This window comes from Bifidobacterium sp. ESL0728 (assembly GCF_029392015.1).
In the GTDB taxonomy this organism is placed as follows: Bacteria; Actinomycetota; Actinomycetes; order Actinomycetales; family Bifidobacteriaceae; genus Bifidobacterium.
In genome coordinates this window covers 533086-557834 of the sequence record NZ_CP113925.1, presented here as the reverse complement: position 1 = coordinate 557834, position 24749 = coordinate 533086, and the positions used below count along the sequence as shown (strand labels likewise).

Here is a 24749-nt window from a genome sequence, read left to right as displayed (position 1 = left end):
TTATCACAAGAATAGCCGGTTCCGCATAGCCCTGTCACTTTCGATTTGGCTAATGAAACCAACGAATTCCACGTTTTATCACCCGTCAATGAGAACAGTCTGGCCACTGGACTGCACTTCTTTCTTCCACCGATGTAGAGTGATGAGACTGGGAAGGGTGGAAATAATCCAAGAAAGAAGCACCATCAAGACCAGAGGCAACGCGTTGCCGGGCAGAACCAAATCAATCAGCACCGCCACAAGAGCAAGCACCAATGCGAGCGCCGTATCCTCCTTCAACCCCGCATCCTGGCTGGAAAGCGTATGCTGGCTGCCGGCTTGCATAATACAGTAGCCGACATCACGGGTATTGTCTTTGTCGGTGCCATCCAGTCGCCACCTTTCAATCGCTCCCCGCGATTCATAGCAGAATGTTTGGAATTTACTATGCGGCATGTGACGCAGGGTATCGGTCACCGGACCAAAAAGCGTATGGATACCATCTGTCTTGTCTTTCTTATCCTCCTCTCCCTTTTTTGCATTCCTGTTTTTCCCCATATTCTTGGAAGCCACCCTCGCCAATTCCCTTACACGATCAAGGAAACAGTTCTCCACAAAGATTTGCCCGTCAAGATCGTCGGAATCGATGTCTTTGGGAATCTCTTTCCATTTCAGAACACGCTTTACCCAGCGCCACGCAGCAGAAGCAGCCCTTTTAATGTTCTTCCAGACTTTTTTGACGAAAGAAAGGTCCTGCTCTTTGGACCTTTCTTCCCTGTTGCTGACGTAAATCAGATTGCAGAAGCCTTCTTCGGATTGGTTCTCTTTGCACTCTTGGGTTGCCGGGAGGCCATTGCTTTCTCTCGCCGCACCACCCGGGTCATCGTTTTCACGTCCGTTGCGCACGAGTTTCCTTGCCTCTTCAGCATCGGCTTTCAGACATTCACCGATATGATCGGCCATGGCTTTCTGATAGATGTACTCATACCAACCTTCGAACCACTTATGCTCCTCACGTTTATCCTCTTCGTCTTTTCCGTTTTTGACGCCGCCGCTATTTTCGTAAACATCCTTGAAAAATTCCAGCGCTTCACTACGCTTGCACATATTGTTCTCGACGACCATCCGCGCCACCATGGCCCGTCTGCGTTTATGATCATACGAGGCAATCTCATCGGTCGCCGCCTTTCGCTTTTTCGCATCTTCGCTGAGAACAGGCAGCTCCACACTGGGATCTTCGTAGGAATCCGCGTCGTAAACAAAGCCATCAACGGCTTTCTGGACCGGAGTGGACTGAATCACGTTCTTGAATCTTTCTGAAAATTCATGGTTCTTTTGCTGCTGATAGCTAATCTCCCCACGTTTTTCGGCATCAAGCCATTCCTGCCAGCGTCTTGCCAAAAACTCGGAGAACCGCATCATTGTTGCAGTTGAAGACACAGCATCCACTTCATCATCCGGTATCCCGCATCGAATCAGTTCATCGAAACGCTGCTGATACAGTGCCTGCATAAGCACATCAACCAACGGCCGGGCAACACCCGTTCCCGCCGATCGCGTTTGTTCAGATTGGAATGCCTTCTGTATGCGTTCTTTCTGATACCATAAATTTCCCAACGCAGTCGACGCAAGATGCGTGCCCCAACCCAGTGAGGCTTGTTCGAGTTTCCCGACTCCGAGCAGCCTGCCATCCAGCGTGCAGTAGGTCTTCTCGTTGACGCGCTCGCGGTCCTTGTCGAGGACGAACGAGACCAGGTTCTCTTCCAGCGTGGCCTCCCAACCGGAAACCACAAGCTTCGCCCCGTCCTTGTAGGAGGTCCCGAGGATGCCGTTGACCGCCTTCGGCCCCAACGCCACAAAGAACACCCCATCGAACAGATCGGCGACCGTCACCACAATCTTCGGGGCATACAGATACGCTGTGCGGATGATGCCCGCAAAACACGAGGCGAACTGCGGATAAGTATTCAGCAGACTCTCGCAATTATTTTTCACGGACGACTGCGCCCACAAACCGTCGGAAAGAGACGCGGGCTGGGCCGGGCCTCCGGTCGTGGGGTTTACCCCAGGCTGCAGGAACCGAGACGAAACTTCGGCAGCGTCCTTCCTGGCGGCACCGCCTTCGCCCCCAGCTCGTGACACCCCGTCTGACCTGTTCTCAGCTTTCGGCACTCCATTGGCCCAAATCTTGAGATCACCGGCAATACGCATCCACTGCTTCAGTTGCTCCATAGAATCGAAATTCGCAACCATCGTCGTCTGGTCATTAATTGCGTTCATAAAGTCAAGTGTAATTGTCGGTATTCAAAACATTATGGTGAAGTACAGCAGAAAACCACATTCACGTTCCCCGCTGCACGTCGATTCTCTACTTAAGCAATAGTCGGCTTGTAACCATGTTTGATTACCTTAGAATTAATCAAATTGAGCACGATACCAAGAACGCTGAATATCACAAGCACAGTGAAGATGATGGAGTAGGCTTTGTTGTTTGGATAAGCATCGAGAATCCTGCCGAAGACGGGATAGGCAAAGAATACCGGACTGTAGCCGAAGAACGAGGCAATCGACATGGCTGTCGAGGAAATCTCATCCGGCACCCCGTACTGGCCCAACGGCGAATAATACACAGCTCGGATAAGGTAACACGAGAAAGTCGTACAAAGCAAGAAGATCATGGCCGGAACCACATACTTTCTCTGCTTCGGAATCATCAGGGTGATGGTGATGAAGACAACCATAAGCGTGAAGCAAATAGCCATCCAGCTTGCGCTGTTTTTAAAAAACTTGTCGGAAATAATACCGGACACCGCCGCTGCGAGAATGTTGACAGCGGTGACATTGACGATGCCGAAAACAGCTGCCAGCGAAGCAGCCATCACGAACGAATGCTGCAAATAAGGCACAAAGTAAGTACTCACGCAGATATAGGTGATATAAGCACAAGCGGAACCAAGACCGGTAACCCAGACAACCGGTATCTTGATGGCCTTGAGGACGATACGGAAGCTGATCTTCTGTTTGCCGGTTCCGTCAATCGACCTGCCCTTGACATCGTCCATGAAGTCATTCGGCATCTTGAACCAGATGAGAACGCCGAAAAGCGTCGTAATCGAAGCGTTGAGAGTCATCGCGGCCTTGATGCCGAAGAAGACACCCACGCTGGCCTGCAGGGCGGTGAATATGATGACATCGATGCTGTCGACGATCAGGCCGCCGATGCCACGTATGGATTCCATAATGCCGAATGCCCTGGCCTGGGCATGTTTCCCGCCGATGTATTTGATGGATTTCTGAATGGTTGGCCAATACATCGCGTCGCCAAAAATACCGAACAATATCCAGCAGCAAATAAGCACTACAAACGGCAGATTATGGGTAAACGCAAGGAACAAGCCGGTAAGACCATAGCCAAGCATATCAAACGTAAGAAGCTTTCGAACGTTCATACGCTCCTGAAGCCAGCCAAAAGCAACATAACCAAAAATCTGTACGAAGCCGGCGATACTCATAAGAGTGCCAAGCTGTGCATTGGTCAAACCGAGCCCATGCCTGAATGGCTCATAGAGAATGCCGCGCAAACCCACAAAAAGATACATCGTCGCGGCACTTCCGGCTACGAGCAGATACTCCAGCAGCTTGGTCGTCGAGAAACCGAGCGAGGCGAGTTTGCTTCTGATAAAACTGTTGTCTGCCATTAAAGTTCCTTTAAACTACAGAGTTTCCATGGTGGTGATAAACGGCTGACAATCAGACAGATCAGAGGGAATCATCTTGATATCACCAAACTTTACGTTCTTGGTGGTAAGTATATCGTCGATGGAATTGAATTTCACGGCGCCGAAACGATAGTTCTGATGGTCGATCTCCTGGAAGGCGCAGAGATTTATTCCCCTCTCCTTCAGAAGTTTCACCTGTTCAACGCTGTTATTGGGTCTGTTGCGCAGCAAATTAAATGTCCCGACAGTCGATACCGCCATTTTGCTCCTTTGAACAGAACATACTGTGTTTGCAATATGCTGAATCTCTTGACCACCTTGTACAGCTATCGGCTTGCCATCCGACCTTTACTTTGTTGAAACGTCATTTTACATCCAACGTGAACAACCTTCCTACTCCCATTTTCCGAGACTCGGTTAAGACCGGAAAAGCACATAACCCTCCATAGAAGTTCAGCGAATAGCCATCCATCGACCAATAACGTTTAACCGAATCGACATATTACACGGACTCATGACCCAACCAAGAATGAAAACATTAAGCAACAAAACGTGCGCCAAAACCAATCCCAAGAAATCGAGAAAGCAACCCCAAGTCTTTTCGGCATAACCTCAAGTCACTTTACGTCGAATTGCAGAAAACTTTGAGGCTACTTTGGGCATACATCCATGCCTATAATCTTCAGATTATGTTAAAGACAGCAAGCAAATCTGATCGCATTGATAAATCTGCAATAATGTCCCTAAAGGTTAATCTTCCATGCATGGATATCATGCGTCTCTCTTTGTTCGACTGGGGGAAGTTGCATATAATCTCCATACATTGCTGTCAATACTTCATCCCAATGCGCGACGCTGGGGAATTCATGCCCGCAAAACTCCAATTCAGTCATCGCATCAAAATCATCCGTACGATAAAAAGAAACAGGGAATGGCATCCAGACTAGATTACGACAGTATTCCGATCGGCCAAAAGGAACGCTACGAGCCATACGAACGACCTCTTCGTAATCGCTTTTGGAAGAATGGAGCACACCCATGGCAACCATCGGTTTACATAACGAACGGTAGATATACTTGGGGTATTTTTTCCATCCCTTAGAATTCCCGATTTTCCGAGTAGCCCTATTCAGCAGTTTCTCTGCTTTCGCGTATTGTTGACGGACAAGAAGCTCATCTTTGGGCGAGCCATCCAAAGGGAAAATATCAACCCATAAATATTCATCGTACGTAGCCAGACCATAGTCTTCTACACAACGGATGTTTTTATTGCAAAACTTTGCGAACGGAAAAGGAAAACCTGAACTTATCGGTTTTAGCAACCGGACATCTTCGGGTACTGAAGAAGCTAATTCCAGCAGCTTCTCAAAATCCGGACGAGGCATCGCCACATCTATATCATCATCCCAGGGGATAAAACCTTTATGCCGCACAGCACCCAACATTGTCCCGGAATCCAACGTATATCGCAAACCATTTGCAGCGGCAAAGCGATCGAACTTACAAAGAAGATTAAACAGTTCAAGTTGAAGCTCTTTATGGGATAAATACTTCATAATTCTTCTCTCTGTTTATATCTTCGTAAAACAAAACACACATCAGTCTAACATAATCGTTGCGAAGGAGGTTGCAACAAGAATATCCAGCATTGATTCAAACAATAATCAACTATGACCCACCCTTTCGCATGTTCATTTTCTCGTATGAGTGATATGGTATTGAACGTCACTGTAATTCAACGAAATCAGGCTCCAGTGCTGTCCAAGAAACAATTCACAACCCTCAATTACTTACGAGCTCACCCCAACGCACAGCAGCGTCTCATAACGGCAGAGACCGGTCTTTCCCTCGGTAGCGTCAACACAGCCATAGGAGAGCTCACCGATGCAGGCTACATCGCGGATTCCTGTATCACGCCTGCTGGCCTTGAAGCACTTGCTCCCTATAAGGTAGACAACGCCATCATCATGGCAGCAGGCATGTCATCAAGGTTCGCCCCCATTTCCTACGAGAAACCCAAGGGGCTTCTGAAAGTTCGCGGCGAGATTCTCATCGAACGTGAGATCAAGCAATTGCAAGCCGCCGGCATCCACGACATCACCGTCGTGGTGGGTTATAAGAAGGAGTTCTTCTTCTATCTTGAGCAGAAATTTGGCGTTTCTATCGTAATCAACGACGAATATGCAACGCGCAACAACAATGGAACGCTCTGGCGCGTGCGCGATCAACTGGCCAATACCTACATCTGCTCGTCCGACAATTACTTCACCATCAACCCCTTCGAACCATATGTATGGAAAGCCTACTATGCCGGCCAATATTCCAAGGGCCACACCGAGGAATGGTGCATGACTATAGGTCCGCATGGACGCATCATGTGGGCGGAAGAGGGAGGCTCCGACGCATGGTACATGATCGGTCAGGCATACTTTGACCGGGCTTTTTCACAGAAGTTCCGTACCATTCTCGAAACCGAACACGAATTGCCCGAAAGCACCGACAAACTCTGGGATGCAATCTATGTCAAGCACATCAAGGAACTCGACATGGAATTGCGTCCTTACAAAGACGGCAGCATCTACGAATTCGACTCACTGGATGAGGTACGGACCTTTGATCCGGATTTCCTGCAGAATGTCGACATGGATATTTTCGATAATATCGAGCGCACACTGCACTGCGACAAAGAGGAAATCCATGATGTATACCCTCTTAAACAAGGCCTGACCAATCTGTCATGCCACTTTTCGACGAACAGCGGTGAATACGTGTACCGCCACCCTGGCACAGGAACGGATGAGATGATCAACCGTCGCGCGGAGGTGGAAGCGAACGAAACCGCCAAACAGCTCGGTCTTGACCCCACGTTCATTTACGAAGATCCCGAGCGCGGCTGGAAGATTTCGCATTTTGTCGACCACGCTCGCAATGTCGACCCGCACGACCGCGACCAAGTGGCGCATGCCATGCAGATAGGACGCAAGCTCCACAAAAGCGGCGCAACCGTTAATCAACAGTTCGACTTTTATACGGATGCCAAGCGCTATGAGGCTCTACTCCGCGAAAAGGGCCCTATCGACATCCCCGGTTTTGACGAGATGGCTGCACAAGTGGAACGTGTCGCAGAATATGTCCGCGCCGACAAGGCCCCGATATGCCTTTGCCACAACGACTTCCTGCCTCTTAATTTTCTTATCGACGAAAATGGTTCCTACTCAGTCATCGATTGGGAATTTGCCGGTATGGGCGACTACGCCAACGACTTCGGCACATTCTGCGTATCCGGCCAACTTGATGAAAACGAGGTCGACGCCGCGATGGCTGCTTACTTCGGTCGCACTCCCACGCTCAGCGAACGGCGTCACAATTATGCCCATATACAGCTGGCCGGCTGGTTCTGGTATGTATGGGCGCTTGCCATGGAGGCCGAAGGCCATGTGCTGAATGAATGGCCTTATATCTATTTCCGTTACGCCACAGGGTATCTCGATCGTACGCTGGAATTGTACGAAAAGGATGAGTCCTGAAATCTGATGCAATACCACTCTCGGTGGGCGCGATACCCGTTGCTTTGGGCGTCGCGCCCACCTCGTTACTTTCTCTGAGTACAATCAGAACAGGAGCTGTAGTATGCCCAAAAAGTTGGCTCATTGGGATTGGTGCCTAGTCTCTTACACCGGAATGCATAAGACATGTGCAAAATTCATCCTAGTCAATTCTGCAGTCGAAATCATGCTCATTACCTAATCTTGTCTCCTTTTCCGCTTTTCTTTCTTTGCTCTATCAATTTCATGTTCGATGTTGTCGAAGTAGACATCAAGCACACTCCGAGTCGAGGTGCGAGCTTTTCTTATGTTATTTCATTCACCCCAATCGCATCAGGGCATATCGCATTCATCTTCAATCATGCGTTTCAGCGGCAAATCGAAGATGTCGTTCGGGCCAAACAACTACGTACGAGACACCCGTCACCGTGAATAATGTCCGTTTCTAAAATGTGATGTCGGCCCGCCATAGAAATAACGAGGAATACTATATTCAAAACAAGCCCTCTTCTAGTTAGGGGTATGACGTTCTAGCCTCAGAGCCATGGAAGATATCTCTGACTCAACATTCCAAGTACCGCTGGAACTGCACATCTTCTCAGATATACTCGTTTTTCTACGCAGTTCCATCACACAATGGGCAACGCTTCACCTTCACCGACTTTGTCCTTACACCGTTCTGCGCTATTTAGAAAGTCGTGAAATTCCGAAGAAAACAATAGGATAAAACGTCTCTTCACCCCTCAACCCCTCCCCAATCACAACCATCTCTTTTTGTCCGAAACCCAAAGAGAAACACTATTCTCCTGCACAAAATATCAGGAGAATAAGAATAATTACGCTGACTTTCAAAAATTATTCTTATTATTCAGTTGATTATGTTCGATTTGTTCACTTACTCGATTCTTTCATGTCGAAGAGCAATTTACGGATTTCACGGGCAATGAATCTAGATAGAGCCAGAGTTTCATAGACCCTCTTCCTTTATTGTTCGTATTGTAAAATAACTACGTAGTACGAGCATCACTGCTTCGGTGCAAGAACGAAGGATGGCTACTGCGGTAATAGAGAAATACCCGCTGATGCCTAAAATTACCAACCCTATAATATGGAAAATCGCAGAAACAATTGACGAGAAAGTAAGTTCTCTGACCTTTCCGACTGCGGCTAGAAGCGGGAAACCAATAAGCATGCTAGGGAATGAAAGCCAAAGGACCGGCGCAAGTTGTGCAATGATGTAACTTCCCGCAAGATATTGCCGGCCGCCTAAAACGAACATAATGAGTTTTGAACAAAGCGCAAAAAGAATTGAGCCAATGGTTACTACTATCATGCCGTAGAAGAGGAATTTCTTTAGCAGTTTGATGTCGCGAGACTTTACTATATGAGGATATAGAGTATTGATTATCGGGTTGTACAAAGATTGTACAGCTGTGATCGCGGTCATCGCCAACGACCAATAGGATATTTGCACTTGATCGGTGACGTATGCACCTATCATCATCGTTGTAAAAGCATTGAAAACTGTTGTTGCTGCATCTGACAAGAAGAAAATAGTTGATTCTTTAAAGACAGACCATATAAAATCGAACTTGACTTTAGTAAAATGAATAGAACGAACCCTGATTACATTGTCCCAAGACCAGATAAATGCTATCAGTGAAGCGACACCCTCGAAAATCGGAACTAATAATAAATCTGATGGCTTATGAATGAGGGCGAAAATTAGTAACGTAGAGACAGTTTGTGACCCTACGAAACGTTGAGTAATGATACCCATGTCTTCTAGGCCTTGAAAAACGAAATCAGGCAGCGAGGCTTTGAAGCAAATTCCTAAATAGGCGATGATGACGTATAGAATATTTTCCTTCAAGATTGAAAGGAATGGTACGAGACAAACGAGTATTACTGCTCCAACGACGCAGAGAATTCCACGCAATAGCACAATGCATGAAGTGTGCTGACGCAATTTTTCAATGTTCCCATTATCTTCTGCAATAGATTTTGTGCCAGAAAGAGTAAAACCATAATCAAGGAAGATTGCCATGAAATTCATAACAGCAAGTACGTAAGCGCGTACAGCATACTGATTTGGCCCTAAGACTCGCGTAAGATATGGGAGTGTAATGAAGGGGAATAAGTATTTGGCTACCTGTAACCCGTATTGCGAGAAAAGATTCTTGCGTATACTACTCATAGTCAGGCACTAAACCTTATGGAGCTATTTTTTCTGCAAATATATAGCTCCATTCGACACTTCCTTCATTCTTTAGATCAACGTACGGGTGGAATTTTAGTCTATGAGCACCCACGTTCTAGGCAAATAGACAACAATATCAAATTTTTTTCACACAAATTTTAAACTTGTCAGGCCAAGGATTATCTATCATCTTCTGAGTCGTATAGAAAGATTAGGAGCTAAAGCCATTATCAGAATTCTTAAACGCTGAAATAACGCGGCGTAAGAATCTGTAAAAGCAGATAATGTATGGCGTCTTAGGAAATACAGTGCTGTCCTATGTATGGACTGGATTTGACCTTTATCGGAATCTGAAGATTCTAATTTAGCAACCATTTCAAGGAGCCGACAATATTCCAGACAACAGCGAAAAGAAATTGCGGGAATTAATTCCGGGTATTTTGCTGTTGCCTGCCCCCATACCTCTTGTATGGATTTTTTGTAATCGATAAGAGAGTTGATCTTCGGCGTGCTGCTGATAGAATTGTTACGTTTCCGATAGCCATAATAACTGCCAGTTAATAGAACTGTTTGGTTGCCGTCAGCAAGTAATTTCCATGTGGTTGGTAAATCTTCATAGTCTCTATTTTCTGGGAATGGATGTTTTATCCAAAGTTCGGTACTCGCCAACTTTCCCCATGCCGATGTGCTCGCTTTTTTTTCGGAAAACAATTCTCCGACTGCTCTTTCAGACGGAAGAATTGATGCCAAATTAGATTCTTCAGCTATGAATGGCGTTCCGTCTTGGAAAACTTTGCCCTTACAAATAGCCACTTCGCTGTGAGTTGATAAAGCTGCTTTCAATAAATGTTCGATGAAGTGAGGAGAGACAAGATCGTCGCTGTCGACATAGACTGTCCAATCACCTCTACATAGTTTGGTCCCATTGTTTCTAGCTGCCGATAGACCTTGATTCGTTTGGTGAATAACTCGGATTCGTTTATCAATAGTGGCAAAGTAGTCACAAATTGCATCTGAAGCGTCTGTGGAACCGTCATCAACTAAAAGAATTTCAAGATTGCGGTAGCTCTGTTCTCGGATCCCTCTGAGACATAATTTCAGATATTTCTCGACATTATATACAGGTACGACAACACTGACTAAAGGATCAGTAATTTTGCCATTTTCATTCATACCATTAGCATACGTTAATGCATCACCGTTTGAGCAAATCTTCAAACCAAATCATCTAATGATTCAGATTCTATTACTCAAACATTTAAGGAAATTTGTTTAAATAAGACAAGGCATTGCACTGACGCTACTTCGTGCAAAAAAATCATTCCAATTTAGTATAGTTAGGTTTAGAGTGTGTAAGAGTATTCTATACGAGTGATAAGTTGCACAATTTTCCTTAACCTTTAAAAAGGAAAAAGTGGTGACCTTGGAAGGGTCTATTGTGAAGGAAACCAATGTGAGCGAAACGACAAAAGCTAAACAAAAACTGACTAGAAATTCTAACGTTGAAATTCTGCGTTTAGTAGCAATGCTTCTCATAGTTTTGAACCATTTTCCTTGGCCCAAAATAGCGATTTGGGGTACGATCTTACCATACACACAACGTTTCCCCTTAGTTTTATTGACTTCTTTTCTCTCTAATTTTGGAGGACTGGGAGATTGTCTGTTCTTTGGAATCAGCACTTGGTTTCTGTGTATGGAACAACCTGATTTTCGTAAATCAATTCGAAGAGTTTGGCAGCTAGAAAAGCAGCTCCTTTTTTACTCATTTCTTTTTCTGTTTTGCAGTTTTGCTGCATCAGCAGCCGGTATGATCACATTATCGAAGAAACTAATCTTGGTGAACATCGTTAAAGCGTTTTTCCCGGTTTTGCTGACACATTGGTGGTATCCTGCCAGTTATATTCTTTTCCTGCTTCTTTTTCCTTGGATTAACGCTTTTTTAATAAAAATGGGGAAACAACTGCATAAGTCGCTCTCTCTCATTTTACTCTTGTTTTGGGGATTCATACCTTTTGGCGCTGATCAGATTTCACATGGAATGTCATATTCCATTGTTCTTTTCATCTATCAGTACATTTTGCTCTCGTATATAGTATGGTATAAAAAGGATTTTCTGAAGTCAAAGAAAAACGCACGTAACCTGCTCCTTGCGGGCTTCATCATAGGGGTTACAACTCAATTTATCTGTGAAATGTTGCTTTGTTTCGCTAATAAGAATGTGCTGTTTACCAAGGGATGGTTAAATTGCCCCTCATGCATTCCATCCATGTTTATGGGATTGGGAATGTTAATGCTCGCAACGCAAAAAACTGAAATTTACAATAAGGTCATTAACAGATTGGCTTCATGCACTCTTGCGATCTATTTGTTAATCACTGACAAGAACATGAATACTATAATTGCAAAAGTACTGTCAATTCTTTTCACCGGGCAATCGGGTTACATAATCGTCCTTACGTGTGTTATCATGGCGCTTTTGATTTTTATCGTTTCTATTCTTCTCGATCTCATACGCCAAGGAATATTTGCCATTACCGTTAATCGTCGGCCTTATCGTTGGCTATATGCCTTGGAAAATAAAGGAAAACAATCTAAGAGACTCTCTTCCCTTTTTTCAACAATCAAATTCCCAACTTCTGACTCACTTTTATGATTTATTAACCAGCATTATTTAAGGCTCAAATTTAGCCTCCAAGAGCTACATGTCCAACGCTATTTTATCAGCAAACTTGTTGGTTGATTTGGGTTGCATCCAAACAGCCTTAAGCAATGAGCTTTAATGCCATCTCTATCAAGTGAGATTTCCCAATGAGTTTAAACGAAGCCAAAATTTACATCACCATTATAAGATTCGCGTCATGTACTCAACTGCTTATATTGCAACCCATGCGATACCGTCAAAACAGAGAAAAATGCAGACACAACCAGTCCCACAACTTCCTCATCCCCAGAACTTATTCAGAATCTTTGTCTGAATATATTGTTAACGTTGTAACGTTTATTTATCTGATGCGACAGAGAGATTGAATGCAAATGAAAGAACGGGACTATTCTCTGGATGTCATTCGAATAATCGCTATTTGTTTAGTCGTATTTAGGCATTCATCTTCTTCTTTAAGCAATAACAAAGCTCAGGTGATAACGAATACTGTCGGAACCTTGGGAGTTCCTTTATTCGTCATGCTTACCGGCTATCTAATGGTCGATCGTGAATACGATAGTTCATATATCCAACGTTTTCTGGTCAGAAATCTTCTGCCTCTCTTTGTTTCTCTCGAAGCATGGAATATACTTAATTTCCTTCATGACAAAATTGCAGGAATTAATGAAATATCTTTCGGAAGAATGATGAGAATTGCATTTTTCGTCGGCCCGACTAACTCTGCATTTTGGTTTCTTCCAATGATTTTGGGGATATATCTGGGTATTCCCATTATTTCGATAGCCATTCATCAACTGTACCGACAAAATTCACATCTTTATATCTATCTATTGACTGTTTTAATTCTATTTTTCGGTACCGTCGTACCGACAGCTGGACAGATTTTCCAATTGTTCTTTCATGGAGAAGAATTGGAAGGTGTAATCAATATGAATCTCTTTGGAACCGACGTTTGGGGTGCATCTTGTTGGATTTTGTATTTGTTAGCAGGCCTCACGATTAAAAAAATAAATAGCAAACATTTTGTGGGGCGAAGGAACATTCTTTGGCCATCTTTTTCTTTTATAGTTTCTTTGGCTCTGCTGATTATTTTTAATTTGTCATTAATCAAAATGGGGCAACAATGGTCGCCCGCTTATTCCAATATTTTCGAAGTTACAGCAGCAATATCTCTTTTTGTATTGATGAATAGAATTCATTTATCCCGATTAAACAAACAAACGATTATCAAATATATCGTTTATACTTCACAACTTTCCTTCTCTGTTTATATAATCCATATTTGGATACTTCAATTTGTTCAGCCTCTTTGGAAAAATTCCGTCGGAAATGGGATACTAGCATTTCTCGGTTCTTTCATTATAGCTTATTTAGGTTCTCTCATCGTTGGATGGATTCTTTCAAAAATTCGGTTCGTTCGTAAATGGCTGCTTTTAATGAAGTGATGATAATCAGTTTGTTACGTATTTCCGCTTCCAACTTTTCCAATAGCACCCATGCGTCTCGTTATTAAGAATGGTATCTACCTCATCAATCGGGGTAGTGTCCAGTAGCTTGCGCACTTTGGGTTTTGGGATTTGATAGGAGGGCGTGTCCCCTGCCCGTGTACGATTTTCAATCATTGACAAAGAAAACCGATTGGAAACAGGCGGGGACCATGCCCGATACCAGAATCATACAGTTCGACGAGTCCAAGTTCGAGACCGAGCTCGACAGGCTCGTCTCCTCGAAAGTCGAGGAGATTTTGAACGCGATGCTCGACGCCGAGGCCGACGAGGCCGCAGGGGCGGCCCGATACGAGCGCGGGGAAGGCAGGAAGGCGTACAGGGCCGGCCATTACGAGCGGAATCTGACGGTGAAGGCCGGCAGCATGAGCGTGAGGGTCCCCAAGCTGAAGGGCGCCCTGTTCGAATCGGCCGTGATCCAACGGTACCACACGCGCGAGTTGAGCGTCGAGGAGGCGCTCATGGAGATGTACTTCAGCGGGGTCTCGACCTGTCAGGTCGACGCGACCGGCGGGCAGCTGTGGGGTGACCGCGTGCCGCCCCAGACTCTTTCGGACGATCTGAAGAAGGTCTACTCGGAGATCGACGCGTGGCGGGATAAGCTTCTAGAACAGAAGTTCCCGTATTTATTTATGAACGGCATATGGCTGAAACGCTCGTGGGGCAGAAGCATCGAGAACGTGTCGGCACTGGTCGCCGTCGGCGAGCTGCTTCCACAGGCCCGCTAAGCGGTGCATGGTTCACTTCGAACGCAACGTCCTCTCCCCCGGGGCCAAGAAGGAGACACAAGACGTTGGCGGCCAAACTCAAAGCCATATTCGTCATGGGGGACCGAGACAAGACCCTAACTAAAGCGAATTCCGTCTCCTCTCAACTGGAAGACATGAAGCTGAAGGAGGCCGCCAAATGCCTGCTCGAGGGCATCGGCGAGACGACCGTGTACCAGCTGCCGGGATTCCCCATGAAGCACTGGAGGCTCATCCGAACCAACAACATATTCGAGCGACTCAACCGCGAAATCAGGCGCAGGACACTGGTCGTCGGTCAGTTCCCCGACGGCCGCGCAGCGCCCTCATGCTCGTCACCGCGAGGATCCGCCACGTCACTCAAGCCTGGCCGGACCGCCGCTATCTGGACATGTCACTGCTCGAACCAATGAAAGACATGGTTGAAACACCGCACGCAGGCAATCAAGGCTGAAACCAAAAGTGCATAACAAGCCAGACGTTATCTCAATCGGCCTTCTTTATCACCAATTGAAAATTATGCACAGACAAGGTCTGCACCAACTCAAATAGCAAAACCTAATTTGTGCAAGACTCTGGACGCTAAGAGAGCTATTTCAAATGAATATACGTATATAGTATCCAATTAAAAACAACCGATAATCTTATTGCAGACAATCATCACTCAAGTTGATTTACGGGTTGTAGCACTTCAGCATATTTCTCATTTTCAAATGGAACTGCATAACAAAAAGCAAGAACCACTGCAAATAATGGGTTGTTATCTATTACTATAATCGTAAACATAATCAGTATGATTATTGCGCATGTAGACTGTCCTAAATTTCTCTTTTTCACACCCCCTAAAATAAGTATTACTAATGGAATTAGATAGGGAGCCAATAACAAGATTCCACCTTGAGCTGCGACAGAGAGCAAGCCACTCGTCTGTCCATTACCACCTCCAAAAGCAATAAACGAACTCTGATAATTCCCAATTCCATGCCCCCAAATAGGACTGTCTGCAAACGATCTGACACCTACTATAAAATCTATAAAATGTATCTTAAGAGATGTCGTATTGCTTTTATTCCTTACAAGCAGGTAAGCCGCAATAGGGAAAAGAACAATAAAACAGGAAACAGCAATCAAAATGCAAATATTAAGTTTTTTGTTTTTCCTGCGAAAGTTTTTTCCTGAATCCGAGACCGTTATCCAACAAATGAAAATCAAAGGAAGCAAAATCAGGCTGGCTGTAGAAAACGTCAGTAAAGAACTTAAAACAAAAATTCCCACGGAAATCCATTTTGGACGCATTTTGACGAATAATTCAGTCATTATTCCTAGAATAAAAACAAAATTAGCCAACGGGGCCTCTATAAAAAAGAGAGTAAATCTTGGAAAACTCATACTCTTAAAGTGGGCAAGTTGCGGAGTAAAAACTAAACCTAAATAACCATTAGATACATTAGAATGTCCTCCCCATATATAATTCACGGGAAAAGAAGGAAGAATATTCCCAAATATTGAAATGATTAACCATATGCACAACCCAACAGCGCATAAACAACTTAGAACGATTCTAAATTCTTCGAGAACAATCGTAACCAAGTAGATAAATCCTAATCTTTTAAAAAGTAGCAAATATGATGGAATGAGAATCAAAAGAATCATACTTTTCTGTAAAACATAAGGTATACTTGATTCGTTAGCACTCAAAAAGATAACAAGTCCTATACAAGCAAGAGAACATAACGCGATTAAAAGTGGCTCCCGTATATCATCCAACGTCCAACGTGTAGGAATAGAAAATATCCAAATATACAGACTTATAAAAAGCAAAACTTCGAAAACCGCTGGACTTTTTGATGATTGCCTAAAATAGAGACTATAGGCACATAACAAAAGGCAAACTATATTAATATACTCAAGACAACGTCGAAAAAAAAGACCATTCTCTTTATTTATTTTGGTTTGCCAAGTGTTTTTCAAACCGGAAATCAACATACTCAACTCTTTTCTACAAGTATTTTCCTTACTCGGTACCCTTTATTATTGTCTATCTTATAAAAACTCTTACATTTTATGGAGTGATTACCAACCAATAAAGATCAGACAAAACGCGCTGTTCACTTTACGTTGGCAAACATCAAAGACTAAACCTATGAAAACGCCACATCATCTCTATAACATGATCGCATCAATCATCACCATTATTAATCCAGAAGCAACTGACAAACATGTCTAACTTTAGTAGCACTATACGCTGTATATTTAATTTATTCATTATCTCTTGCAAAATAACAGTTCCTCCACTTTATTTGCATAGGCCCATTCAACCATCAGTTTTAAAAACTCTTACTATAACTTTTACCAAAAAACTTAGCTTGTAAAAACGCACTACCTTTTTTGGGCCAGTTCACCGGCTCGGGACTCACTGTGGGAAGCTCCGTATACACATAGCTGTGTGTTTTCAGCCACACGTCAAGCAGACGCTCACTCACACGACCAGGATAACGCGCATTGAACGCATCGTACTGATTGGGATCAATGCGCTTGGTGAGCTCGTCAAGAATTGGGAAAAGCCACGCGCAATACTCATCAAACCGATGCCTGCTCATAATGAACATGTTGAATATGTGGGCGCTTTTGCCGGCCATTACCTCATCGAAGGCGGGAACATACTCAGGCTGCTTCTCCATCAGTATTTTTCGGGTTTCATCGAATTGCTCGGCATGGAATGTATGTGCGTAGTGCGAATAAACGCTTTCAATATAATAATTGCGCTTCTTCGGAAGAACGATTTCGATGGCAGAGCCGTCTTTAGTCTTCTTGTTTAAAGCCGCCTCAACATCTTCACGCTTTGCAATCCTGTCGAACCTATCCTTGGCGAATAAACGCTTCACCGTGTTCACGGTAGCAAAATGACGACGATAATGTACCAAACCTTTATAATCCGCATCGCAATTTTTCCAAAGCCAATATAAAGCAGTCACTTCGGAATACGAAGCATTGAAATCAGAAATGTTGTCACCTGTATTATCGGCAACGAATTGCGCGCCTAAATCGACTTCCGGATGCAAAGAAGCTCCTACGTGCATCGGCAGGTAGATATCGTCACTGGGCATACGATACGGCTTGTGGGCCGCTACTGCAATACAGATGTTTTTACTCATCTCCAGTTACTTGTCTCACTTTCTGCATTCTTTAGGGATGCTACTCCCGTACAACAACTTTATCCATCAAAAATTGACTTGAGTCACACCTGGGTCTTCCCAACCCATCGGGCTCTGGTCCAATTGCAAATCCGAAACTGCCTTTTCGGATGTTGTGACATCGAAAGAGAACGTAACCGTCTGTTGGGGAGGTATGGCTGCCACACTGGCAAACAAAGGCTTATCATTCAATGTCATTCGCTTGGGGGCAGTAGCTTGACCTTGTACTTTCAGATTGGTGATACTGCCGCCAGCCGGGGCATAAAACAGCGTTTTCTCCCTACCGTATCCTCGTGGGGTGCTTGGCGGAACCATACCAGTGATATAAGCGGGCAACGAGGCAATCTCAGACGGAGACATGGTATTCGTCATGCTGTAATCGACATGATACGTACGGGCTCCAGTGGCATTGGTACTGGTTCTGGTAATCTTTGAAGCCCGATGAATATACCAGCTCATCTTCGAGATATTCTGTTCGGTTACGTATACCCCGACTTCAGGATTTTCTTCACTGCTCGGCGTCTGACCGGTGTAACCGTTCTCCATGTATTTCTCTTCCAACTGCTGATCAAAAGAATATATCGAGAAATGCCGCCAACGGGCCATGTTGCCCATAATCCCAGCAATCCTGGAAATCTTGTCAAAGTTCATGTTCGAGAACATACTGCTCAAACCCTGCGTAGCCACTTCTCCGAAAAGTACATCCTGCTCCTCAGGACCATATGTCTTGTAGACCGTATTGAGAAGATATTGCGCAGTATTCTCGCCGTTAAGCACGACCCCATTTGACAGCTTGATATTGCCGTTTACACTAATCAACTGCTGTAAAAAGACAGGGTCAATGGTAATAATGCCGTCGATTGGATTTTTGGAACCATTCGGACTCTTTTGCCAAATAACCTTCATCATTTCAGCTGTTCGCGCCGTTTCCGGTACCGCCGCCAAATCACGGATGTCGAGAGACATCGTCTCAGGCCCCCATTTGTTGAACATGGCTATTTCGCTGGCTGTCGGGTTGCCTGCCCCATAATGTTCATACGCAGTATTCGGCAAGAAGCCGCCAACGACGATTTTCCCGTTGTTCGTTGTAAGACTGCCGACAGACCCAACCAAACCACCGCTGGAACGTACTTCGGAGGTGGTCATAGACATTACCGCATAATGATGCGGCTGGTTGGCACCAAGAAAATCCGGAACAATCTGGAAAGTTTTCGAAAGCTCATCTAGTTTCTGTGCCAGAGCACTCAATTTCCCATCAGCCGAGGTATAGGCATTCCGTACCTTACCAAGCTTCGCTTTTTGTGCAGGCAACTGGTGATAGGCATGAATTTCCGTTTGCATGGAATCATTGGCGACTTTTATCTGCTGTTGCGATTGCAAAATCGGCTGAAGATTGACTTGGCCATCTCCTTCGCTGAGCTGGGAGCCCTTCAGATTGTTTACCACATTGATAAACTGCGGTACTGAATCGTGCGTAATCCCGTCAACAGCCGAAGTCATACCCTGCACCGTCTTGATGTCATTTCCGACAAGCGGGGCTTTGGCTGCCAGATTCCACAATTTGCCGTGCGAAATTTCCTTGGCTTGCTGGGTTTCGCTTTGCACCTGCGGCAATTTCTGCGAAACCTGATCGAGGGAATTGAGGTCATTCGTGCTCGAGAAGCCACTGAGCATGGTTACGGCGTTTTGCTCGTGCGCTTTTACCTCTTTGGCCTGCCCGTACATGGTCTTGGCAGCGTATGCCCCGACCCCTGCCATCGCGAGCAACAGCACGAATATCACAAGAAGCACCCACGGCCAGACACGATGCCGGCGCATGGGCCTTGTAGCCGCCAAATGTCTGCCTCGTGGTTCACGCATAAAACTTCCCTTCGCCTATATAACAATGAACCATTATGCACTACCAACTTGGATTTCACGGCTTTGGCGCAAATTCTGCACAGATTCAGTATAAGTAAGAGAAGATAATGGGGATGTTAAGTATCGAAACAATAGAATAAATGCGCAACATAGTGAAACGGACACACGCCGAAGAGGATAGTAAAAACCTGTTTTGCCTACGCATTATGTATTATAGTATGAGCAGTTTTATTCGACAGAAGAGGCGACATCGTGGCACGGAGAGTTGAGGCGGGTCAAATTCCTCAGACCCCTGACGCTTCTTGCCTTGACGACAAAACCTTGAAAATCGACCAGGACTCGCAAGTCCTCTTCTCAAATACACACAAGAAACGAACCGCTTCCTCGCATCCGCATCGCGGAGATCAATCCGTAGGCAACAGTTTCTTTGACGGTTCGTATTTTCTTTCAGACAGCAAAGGCAAATTCCATTCCAAAGCCACCGATTCCAGCCATCGGCTGCTGAGCTATTCCATACCTAAATGGAGCCTCGTCTTCAACACAACCCTTATCGTGCTCGACGTCGTCATGACGCTTTTGGCTACGGCTATCGTGCTGTTCTTTGATGCTGATGCCTATGCGAATCTACGCGGATATGGGTCCAGCCCGGAACGGCTAAACGAATTCCTTATACTCATCTGCGTCGCTTGGCTGGTCAGCCTCGCCTCGCAGCATATCTACCACCGTCACGCCATGGGCGAAGGCTACGAACTCTATAGCAAAATCCTCAACGCGACCATAGTCGATTTCGTCATTATCTGCATGTTCAGCTATATCTTCAAGCTCAACATTCCGCGCTTACTGACCATTTTCATACCGCTGTGTTCATGCGTGCTGGAACTGTTGGAACGTTGGATCATGCGCCGTTCCTTGCACCATCACCGTCGCAAAGATGTCTATATGTACGACACAGTGATTGTCGGCTCCCCCGAAGGGATCCACAAGGTCATCGCGCAACTGAAGGAAAACCCGGGAATGGGCTACAAACCCATCGCCGTCTGCCCGGTGGTTTCCGTCTCCGATAGCGCTGAGAATCAAAATTCTCCGGACGCACAGCAACTCGTTTCGGTGCCGTTCAGCGCTACCTGCCCCGAGGAAAAGAACCTGCGGATATTGCCGATGGACTCTCATCTGCCACAAAAGGCGAAGGAACTCGGATCCCAGGCAATCGTCATCGCCGACGTGATGTCCCGGTATTCCGAAACGATGCGCACCTTCTCGCTGGCCGTCGAATCCATGGGCATTGAGCTCGCGTTCATGGCCAACGTCGCCGATATCGCCTCCTCGCAGCTTCATCTGCGCAGCAACCCTTCGATGCCGATGCTCACCGCGCGTCTGCCACAGTACTCGACGCTGACCAGAGTGCTCAAACGGATGTTCGATATCGTCGGTTCCACGTTCGCCATCATCATTTCCTCACCGGTGATGGCTTTCGTCGCCATTCGCGTCAAGGCTCAGGACGGTGGCCCGGCAATGTATTCCCAGCAGCGCATCGGGCTTTACGGCAAACCGTTCACGCTTTACAAATTCCGGTCGATGCGCGTGAACGCGGACAAGTATGACGAAGAGGTGGCCGAGGAAACCGGCAACACGCACGGTATTCTGTTCAAGGCCGAAGACGACCCACGCATCACCAAGTTCGGACGTTTTATTCGCAAAACCTCGCTTGACGAATTCCCGCAATTCTTCAACGTATTCAAGGGCGACATGAGCCTCGTCGGCCCCCGACCGCAGCAGCAATACGAAGTGGACCAATACGGCTCGCTCTATTCCGCACGTCTCTTGGTCAAGCCGGGCATCACCGGGCCTTGGCAGATTTCCGGGCGCAACTCGCTGAGTCAGGAGGAAAGCGAGCAGCTCGATATTTCGTATGTCGAAAACTGGTCCTTCACCGGCGATATCGCCATTCTGCTCAAAACCGTCATTGCCGTCTTCCGCGGCACCGGGGTATGATCCTCGCTCTTCGTAACGTGTGATGGCAGCCGTTGCATATGTACGGCATTTTCTATGCCAGGCGTATGAAACTTCCCTCCTGACGTGCAATATTGTTGCTTTCCAGCGTGCGGCACTTTCACCTTCCAGTGCATAAAAATCCGCGTTCCCAGCGCGCAACATTTCTGCTTTCCAACGTCTCATATTTCCTCTGCTCAACGTGTGACACCACCCGTTTCAACCATCCGGCTGATGGTGTAATCTGAACCGGGGTTATAAGGCGGTAGTGAACGACGTTTCTTCTCCGCTGAAGTTATAATCAAATGCTTTTGAATATATTTTGAATATAGTGGAAAACGTATGCAGGTAATAATGAAATTTCATCGCAACAGAGAAGGAGTGACCGAACGTGACTAATCGCGTGCAAGCACCGGTAAAATCTCCCTCGAAACCATCCTTGTCACAGGCCCTCACCAAAGAGGAATCCTACATCGACGGGCATCTGAGCCATGCGGCTTTCATCTCCATCGCCATTCTCACGTTCATTACTTTTATCGGTAATTTCACACAGCTGCAGCTGAGCGCCGCGCTGCCCACCATCGTCCATGAGTTCAACATCAACGTGACCACCGGCCAGTGGCTCACCTCTGTCATTCAGCTCGTACAGGGCGTCATGGTGCCGCTGACGGCCTACCTCACCCGTCGCTTCTCCACCCGCCAGATCGTCATCACCTCGATGGCCATCTTCACGCTGGGTTCCGTTCTGGCCTGGCTTGGACCGACCTTCATCCTCGTGCTCGCCGGACGTACGCTGGAAGCCATCGGCTCCGGCGTGATGTGGCCGGTGCTGCAAATCATCGTCTTCTCGGTCTACCCGATGTCCAAGCGCGGCATGGCCATGGGTACCGTGGGCGTGGCCATGAGCGTCGCCCCCGCCATCGGCCCGACCTTCGGCGGCTGGCAAACCGATGCCAACGGCTGGCGCTCCATCTTTGTTTCGCTGACAGTCGTCGGGGCAATCGCATTGGCGCTCGCCATCTTCTTCCTTCATAACTTCGGCGAGCGCGACAACGAAGTCAAGGCCGACTTCTTCTCAGTGTGCCTTTCCGTTATCGGTTTCGGCGGATTGCTCTTCGGCTTCACCAATATCGAAGCCTATGCGTTCACGGCTCCGGTGGTCTGGCTGCCCATGGTCATCGGCTTGATCGGCATCGTCTGGTTCGTCACCCGCCAGCTGAAGGGGGCCAAGCGCTACAAGGCCCAGCTCAAGGAGCTTCTTGCCGGGCTTGAAGAGAACGAGCACCTGCAGGAGGAAGCCGACCGCCCCCAGAACGTAGCCGAGCTGCGCGCCGCCATCAAGCGCTTGAAGGCCGATCCCGATTCGGCCGCAAGGCTTGAGGAACATTTCAAAACACCCAAGGTCCGCGAGCAGATCGAGAAGATCCGCAAACTACAGCCGCCGCTGCTCGACCTTACGGTTTTGAAGAACAAGAACTTCTGCGTCGGCACCATCACTGCGGCGATGAGCTTCTTCGCTTTCAGCTCGATTACCGTCATCATCCCGCTTTTCATCCAGAACGACCGTGGCTATTCCGCCACGATTTCCGGCCTGGTGATGCTTCCCGGCGCGCTTGGACAGTGCATCTCGCAGTTCGGCGGCGGCAGGCTGCTCGACCGGTTCGGGGCGCGCCCCGTGGCCTTACTCGGCTCCTTCACACTGATGACCGGTACTATCATGATGAGTTTCATCGGCATGGGCATGCCGATCTGGTGGGTCTCGATCTGCCAGTTCATCCGTCAGATCGGCATGGGTTTCGTACTGATGCCGATTACGACGTGGTCGCTTAACTGCCTCACCCCCGGAAGCGTTTCCGCAGGTTCCGCCGTCACGAACACGGTCCGGCAGATATCCGGAGCCATCGGTGCACCGGTTCTGGTGATTCTGATGGAAGAGTTCACCAAGGTCTTCCGCCCCTTCATGAGTTCCGGCCACACGGGTGCCATCCTCGCCAACGTCTGGGGCATCAGGATGTCGCTCATCATCAGCTCGGTCATCGCGCTGGGCATGGTGTTGCTCGTGCTCTTCGGCGTGCGCGGCCAAGGCGCCGGTTCCGCCCGCGACCTCGCCAACCGCACCCTGCGTCACGTCCGCGTTCCTCGCATCCACCTGCACAAGCAGCCCTGATAAATCATTAACTTAACAAACACAAACGCCGATGCGTCTCTTGTAATCACAGATCATGCATCGGCGTTTTTATATCCTTAAGCTGGACCAACTAGTGCTATTTGATGTCCAATCTCTTCTTTGCGGTAGACCGATTCGAAATACTCCAAGCACAATCTTTACCCTACCTTGCTGTATCCTTCTGAATTCTTCTTTCTGCTCCGAACACTTTTCGTAAGCCGAGGTTCATAACGAATTCAGAAAGATACCCGATAGCTCATCAATCCCGTCATTGTTTCGGAATCTGCTGCGCTGGACAGGTGCGTAGGACCTTCGAGATGGCTTGCTTTTCAGGGGTCGTCACCGTGAGGTTGTATTTTTGCTTCACGCCAACTTGGCGAGCGACGTAGGCGCAACGGAACCTGCGGTTTGATGGCAGCCAGTAGGCGGCCGAGGCGGAACCTTTTTGCTGGTTGGCAGGGCCGTCGACGGCCAACAAGTTGTAGGCGTCATTGCCATATTGCTGCTTTGTGGCTGCGTCCCATTTATTCGCGCCTGACTGCCAGGCGTTCTCCAGCGCCACCACATGGTCGATCTGCACCGCCGCGCTGGTCTGCCTGCCGCGCACGAAACGGATGGATTTGCCGGTATACGGTTCTTTCAACGCACCCGTCTTGACCTGGCAAGGGCTCGGTGCCTTGTATCGAATTGCCGTCATATCGCGCTTGAGGATGTCGTCGCGGATGGTGCAGCCGTCGCCATCGTCATCGGTGGTGTTGTAGCCAAACGAATCACGGTTGTAACCGCGCGTACTCGGATGATCGTCGACCGGCAGCGTCGCCAGCACCTGCGCCACTGGGCCGGTGGCCACGTACTGGCCAGTCATTTGAGCAAGTGGCCTGCTCACTTTCGGCAACACCAAACCGGTGGCGACGCCGATAAGGCAGGCAGCCACCAACAGAATCAGAAATCGTACCAGTAAACTGTTGAAGTTAATCCGTCGACGCCGAAAATGGGCATTAATAGCTCTTCTGCGATGTTTTATAGGCTGATGGCAACAATTATTAGGTCGCGAGCAAATCGCCTCTCTATTGTGCCAAATCATCATGTTTATCCTCTAGTTCTACCCGAATAATTCTTATTGTGTTGAAAACACAACGCAACGATCACACCTACCGTGATTCAGGGATATAAAAAAACGGAG

Annotated in this window: 15 protein-coding genes and 1 pseudogene; 6 read left to right on the top strand and 10 right to left on the bottom strand. The window is 47.0% G+C overall.

Going from position 1 to position 24749, the window contains the following annotated elements:
• Positions 1-78 precede the first annotated feature (78 nt).
• From OZX67_RS01850 to OZX67_RS01835, 4 genes are all read right to left on the bottom strand, one after another.
• Entirely contained in the window at positions 79-2259 is a 2181-nt protein-coding gene (locus OZX67_RS01850) for a hypothetical protein (protein WP_277143637.1), read from the bottom strand.
• A 92-nt stretch (positions 2260-2351) separates the two neighbouring features.
• Positions 2352-3677, bottom strand: a complete 1326-nt coding sequence (locus OZX67_RS01845) for an MFS transporter (protein WP_277143635.1) — start codon at positions 3675-3677, stop codon at positions 2352-2354.
• A 15-nt stretch (positions 3678-3692) separates the two neighbouring features.
• Positions 3693-3959, bottom strand: a complete 267-nt coding sequence (locus tag OZX67_RS01840) for a hypothetical protein (RefSeq protein WP_277143632.1) — start codon at positions 3957-3959, stop codon at positions 3693-3695.
• Positions 3960-4441: 482 nt separating this feature from the next.
• Positions 4442-5254: a LicD family protein gene (locus OZX67_RS01835; RefSeq protein ID WP_277143630.1), complete on the bottom strand. Its 813-nt coding sequence runs from the start codon at positions 5252-5254 to the stop codon at positions 4442-4444.
• Between the two features lie 156 nt (positions 5255-5410).
• Here OZX67_RS01835 and OZX67_RS01830 point away from each other — a divergent pair, with 156 nt between their 5' ends.
• Positions 5411-7225, top strand: a complete 1815-nt coding sequence (locus OZX67_RS01830) for a phosphotransferase (RefSeq protein ID WP_277143628.1) — start codon at positions 5411-5413, stop codon at positions 7223-7225.
• 985 nt (positions 7226-8210) lie between these two features.
• On the opposite strand, the gene OZX67_RS01825 is transcribed toward OZX67_RS01830, so the two are convergent.
• Entirely contained in the window at positions 8211-9440 is a 1230-nt protein-coding gene (locus tag OZX67_RS01825) for an oligosaccharide flippase family protein (RefSeq protein WP_277143626.1), read from the bottom strand.
• 189 nt (positions 9441-9629) lie between these two features.
• Positions 9630-10616, bottom strand: a complete 987-nt coding sequence (locus OZX67_RS01820) for a glycosyltransferase (protein ID WP_277143624.1) — start codon at positions 10614-10616, stop codon at positions 9630-9632.
• A 280-nt stretch (positions 10617-10896) separates the two neighbouring features.
• Here OZX67_RS01820 and OZX67_RS01815 point away from each other — a divergent pair, with 280 nt between their 5' ends.
• From OZX67_RS01815 to OZX67_RS01805, 3 genes and pseudogenes are all read left to right on the top strand, one after another.
• Positions 10897-12096, top strand: coding sequence for an acyltransferase (locus OZX67_RS01815; RefSeq protein ID WP_277143622.1), 1200 nt, complete (start codon positions 10897-10899; stop codon positions 12094-12096).
• Between the two features lie 374 nt (positions 12097-12470).
• Positions 12471-13550: an acyltransferase gene (locus tag OZX67_RS01810; protein WP_277143620.1), complete on the top strand. Its 1080-nt coding sequence runs from the start codon at positions 12471-12473 to the stop codon at positions 13548-13550.
• Positions 13551-13762: 212 nt separating this feature from the next.
• Positions 13763-14810, top strand: a pseudogene (locus tag OZX67_RS01805) (transposase).
• Between the two features lie 206 nt (positions 14811-15016).
• On the opposite strand, the gene OZX67_RS01800 reads toward OZX67_RS01805, so the two are convergent.
• From OZX67_RS01800 to OZX67_RS01790, 3 genes are all read right to left on the bottom strand, one after another.
• Complete coding sequence (locus OZX67_RS01800; protein ID WP_277143618.1) at positions 15017-16342, bottom strand: hypothetical protein; 1326 nt, start codon at positions 16340-16342, stop codon at positions 15017-15019.
• Positions 16343-16683: 341 nt separating this feature from the next.
• Positions 16684-17511: a DUF4422 domain-containing protein gene (locus tag OZX67_RS01795; RefSeq protein WP_277143616.1), complete on the bottom strand. Its 828-nt coding sequence runs from the start codon at positions 17509-17511 to the stop codon at positions 16684-16686.
• Positions 17512-17577: 66 nt separating this feature from the next.
• Complete coding sequence (locus OZX67_RS01790) at positions 17578-19410, bottom strand: DUF4012 domain-containing protein (RefSeq protein WP_277143613.1); 1833 nt, start codon at positions 19408-19410, stop codon at positions 17578-17580.
• 252 nt (positions 19411-19662) lie between these two features.
• Between OZX67_RS01790 and OZX67_RS01785 the strand changes: the two genes are divergently transcribed.
• Both OZX67_RS01785 and OZX67_RS01780 read left to right on the top strand, forming a co-directional pair.
• Positions 19663-21402 carry a sugar transferase gene (locus OZX67_RS01785; protein WP_277143611.1) on the top strand — a complete coding sequence of 580 codons (1740 nt, stop codon included), beginning with the start codon at positions 19663-19665 and terminating at the stop codon, positions 21400-21402.
• Positions 21403-21790: 388 nt separating this feature from the next.
• A complete protein-coding gene (locus OZX67_RS01780) occupies positions 21791-23566 on the top strand; it encodes an MFS transporter (RefSeq protein WP_277143609.1) in 1776 nt (591 codons plus the stop codon).
• A gap of 268 nt (positions 23567-23834) precedes the next feature.
• Here OZX67_RS01780 and OZX67_RS01775 read toward each other — a convergent pair whose 3' ends face one another.
• The gene (locus tag OZX67_RS01775) at positions 23835-24512 is read right to left on the bottom strand and encodes an HNH endonuclease family protein (protein ID WP_277144828.1); all 678 of its coding nucleotides are present in this window, start codon (positions 24510-24512) and stop codon (positions 23835-23837) included.
• Between the last annotated feature and the right edge of the window lie 237 nt (positions 24513-24749).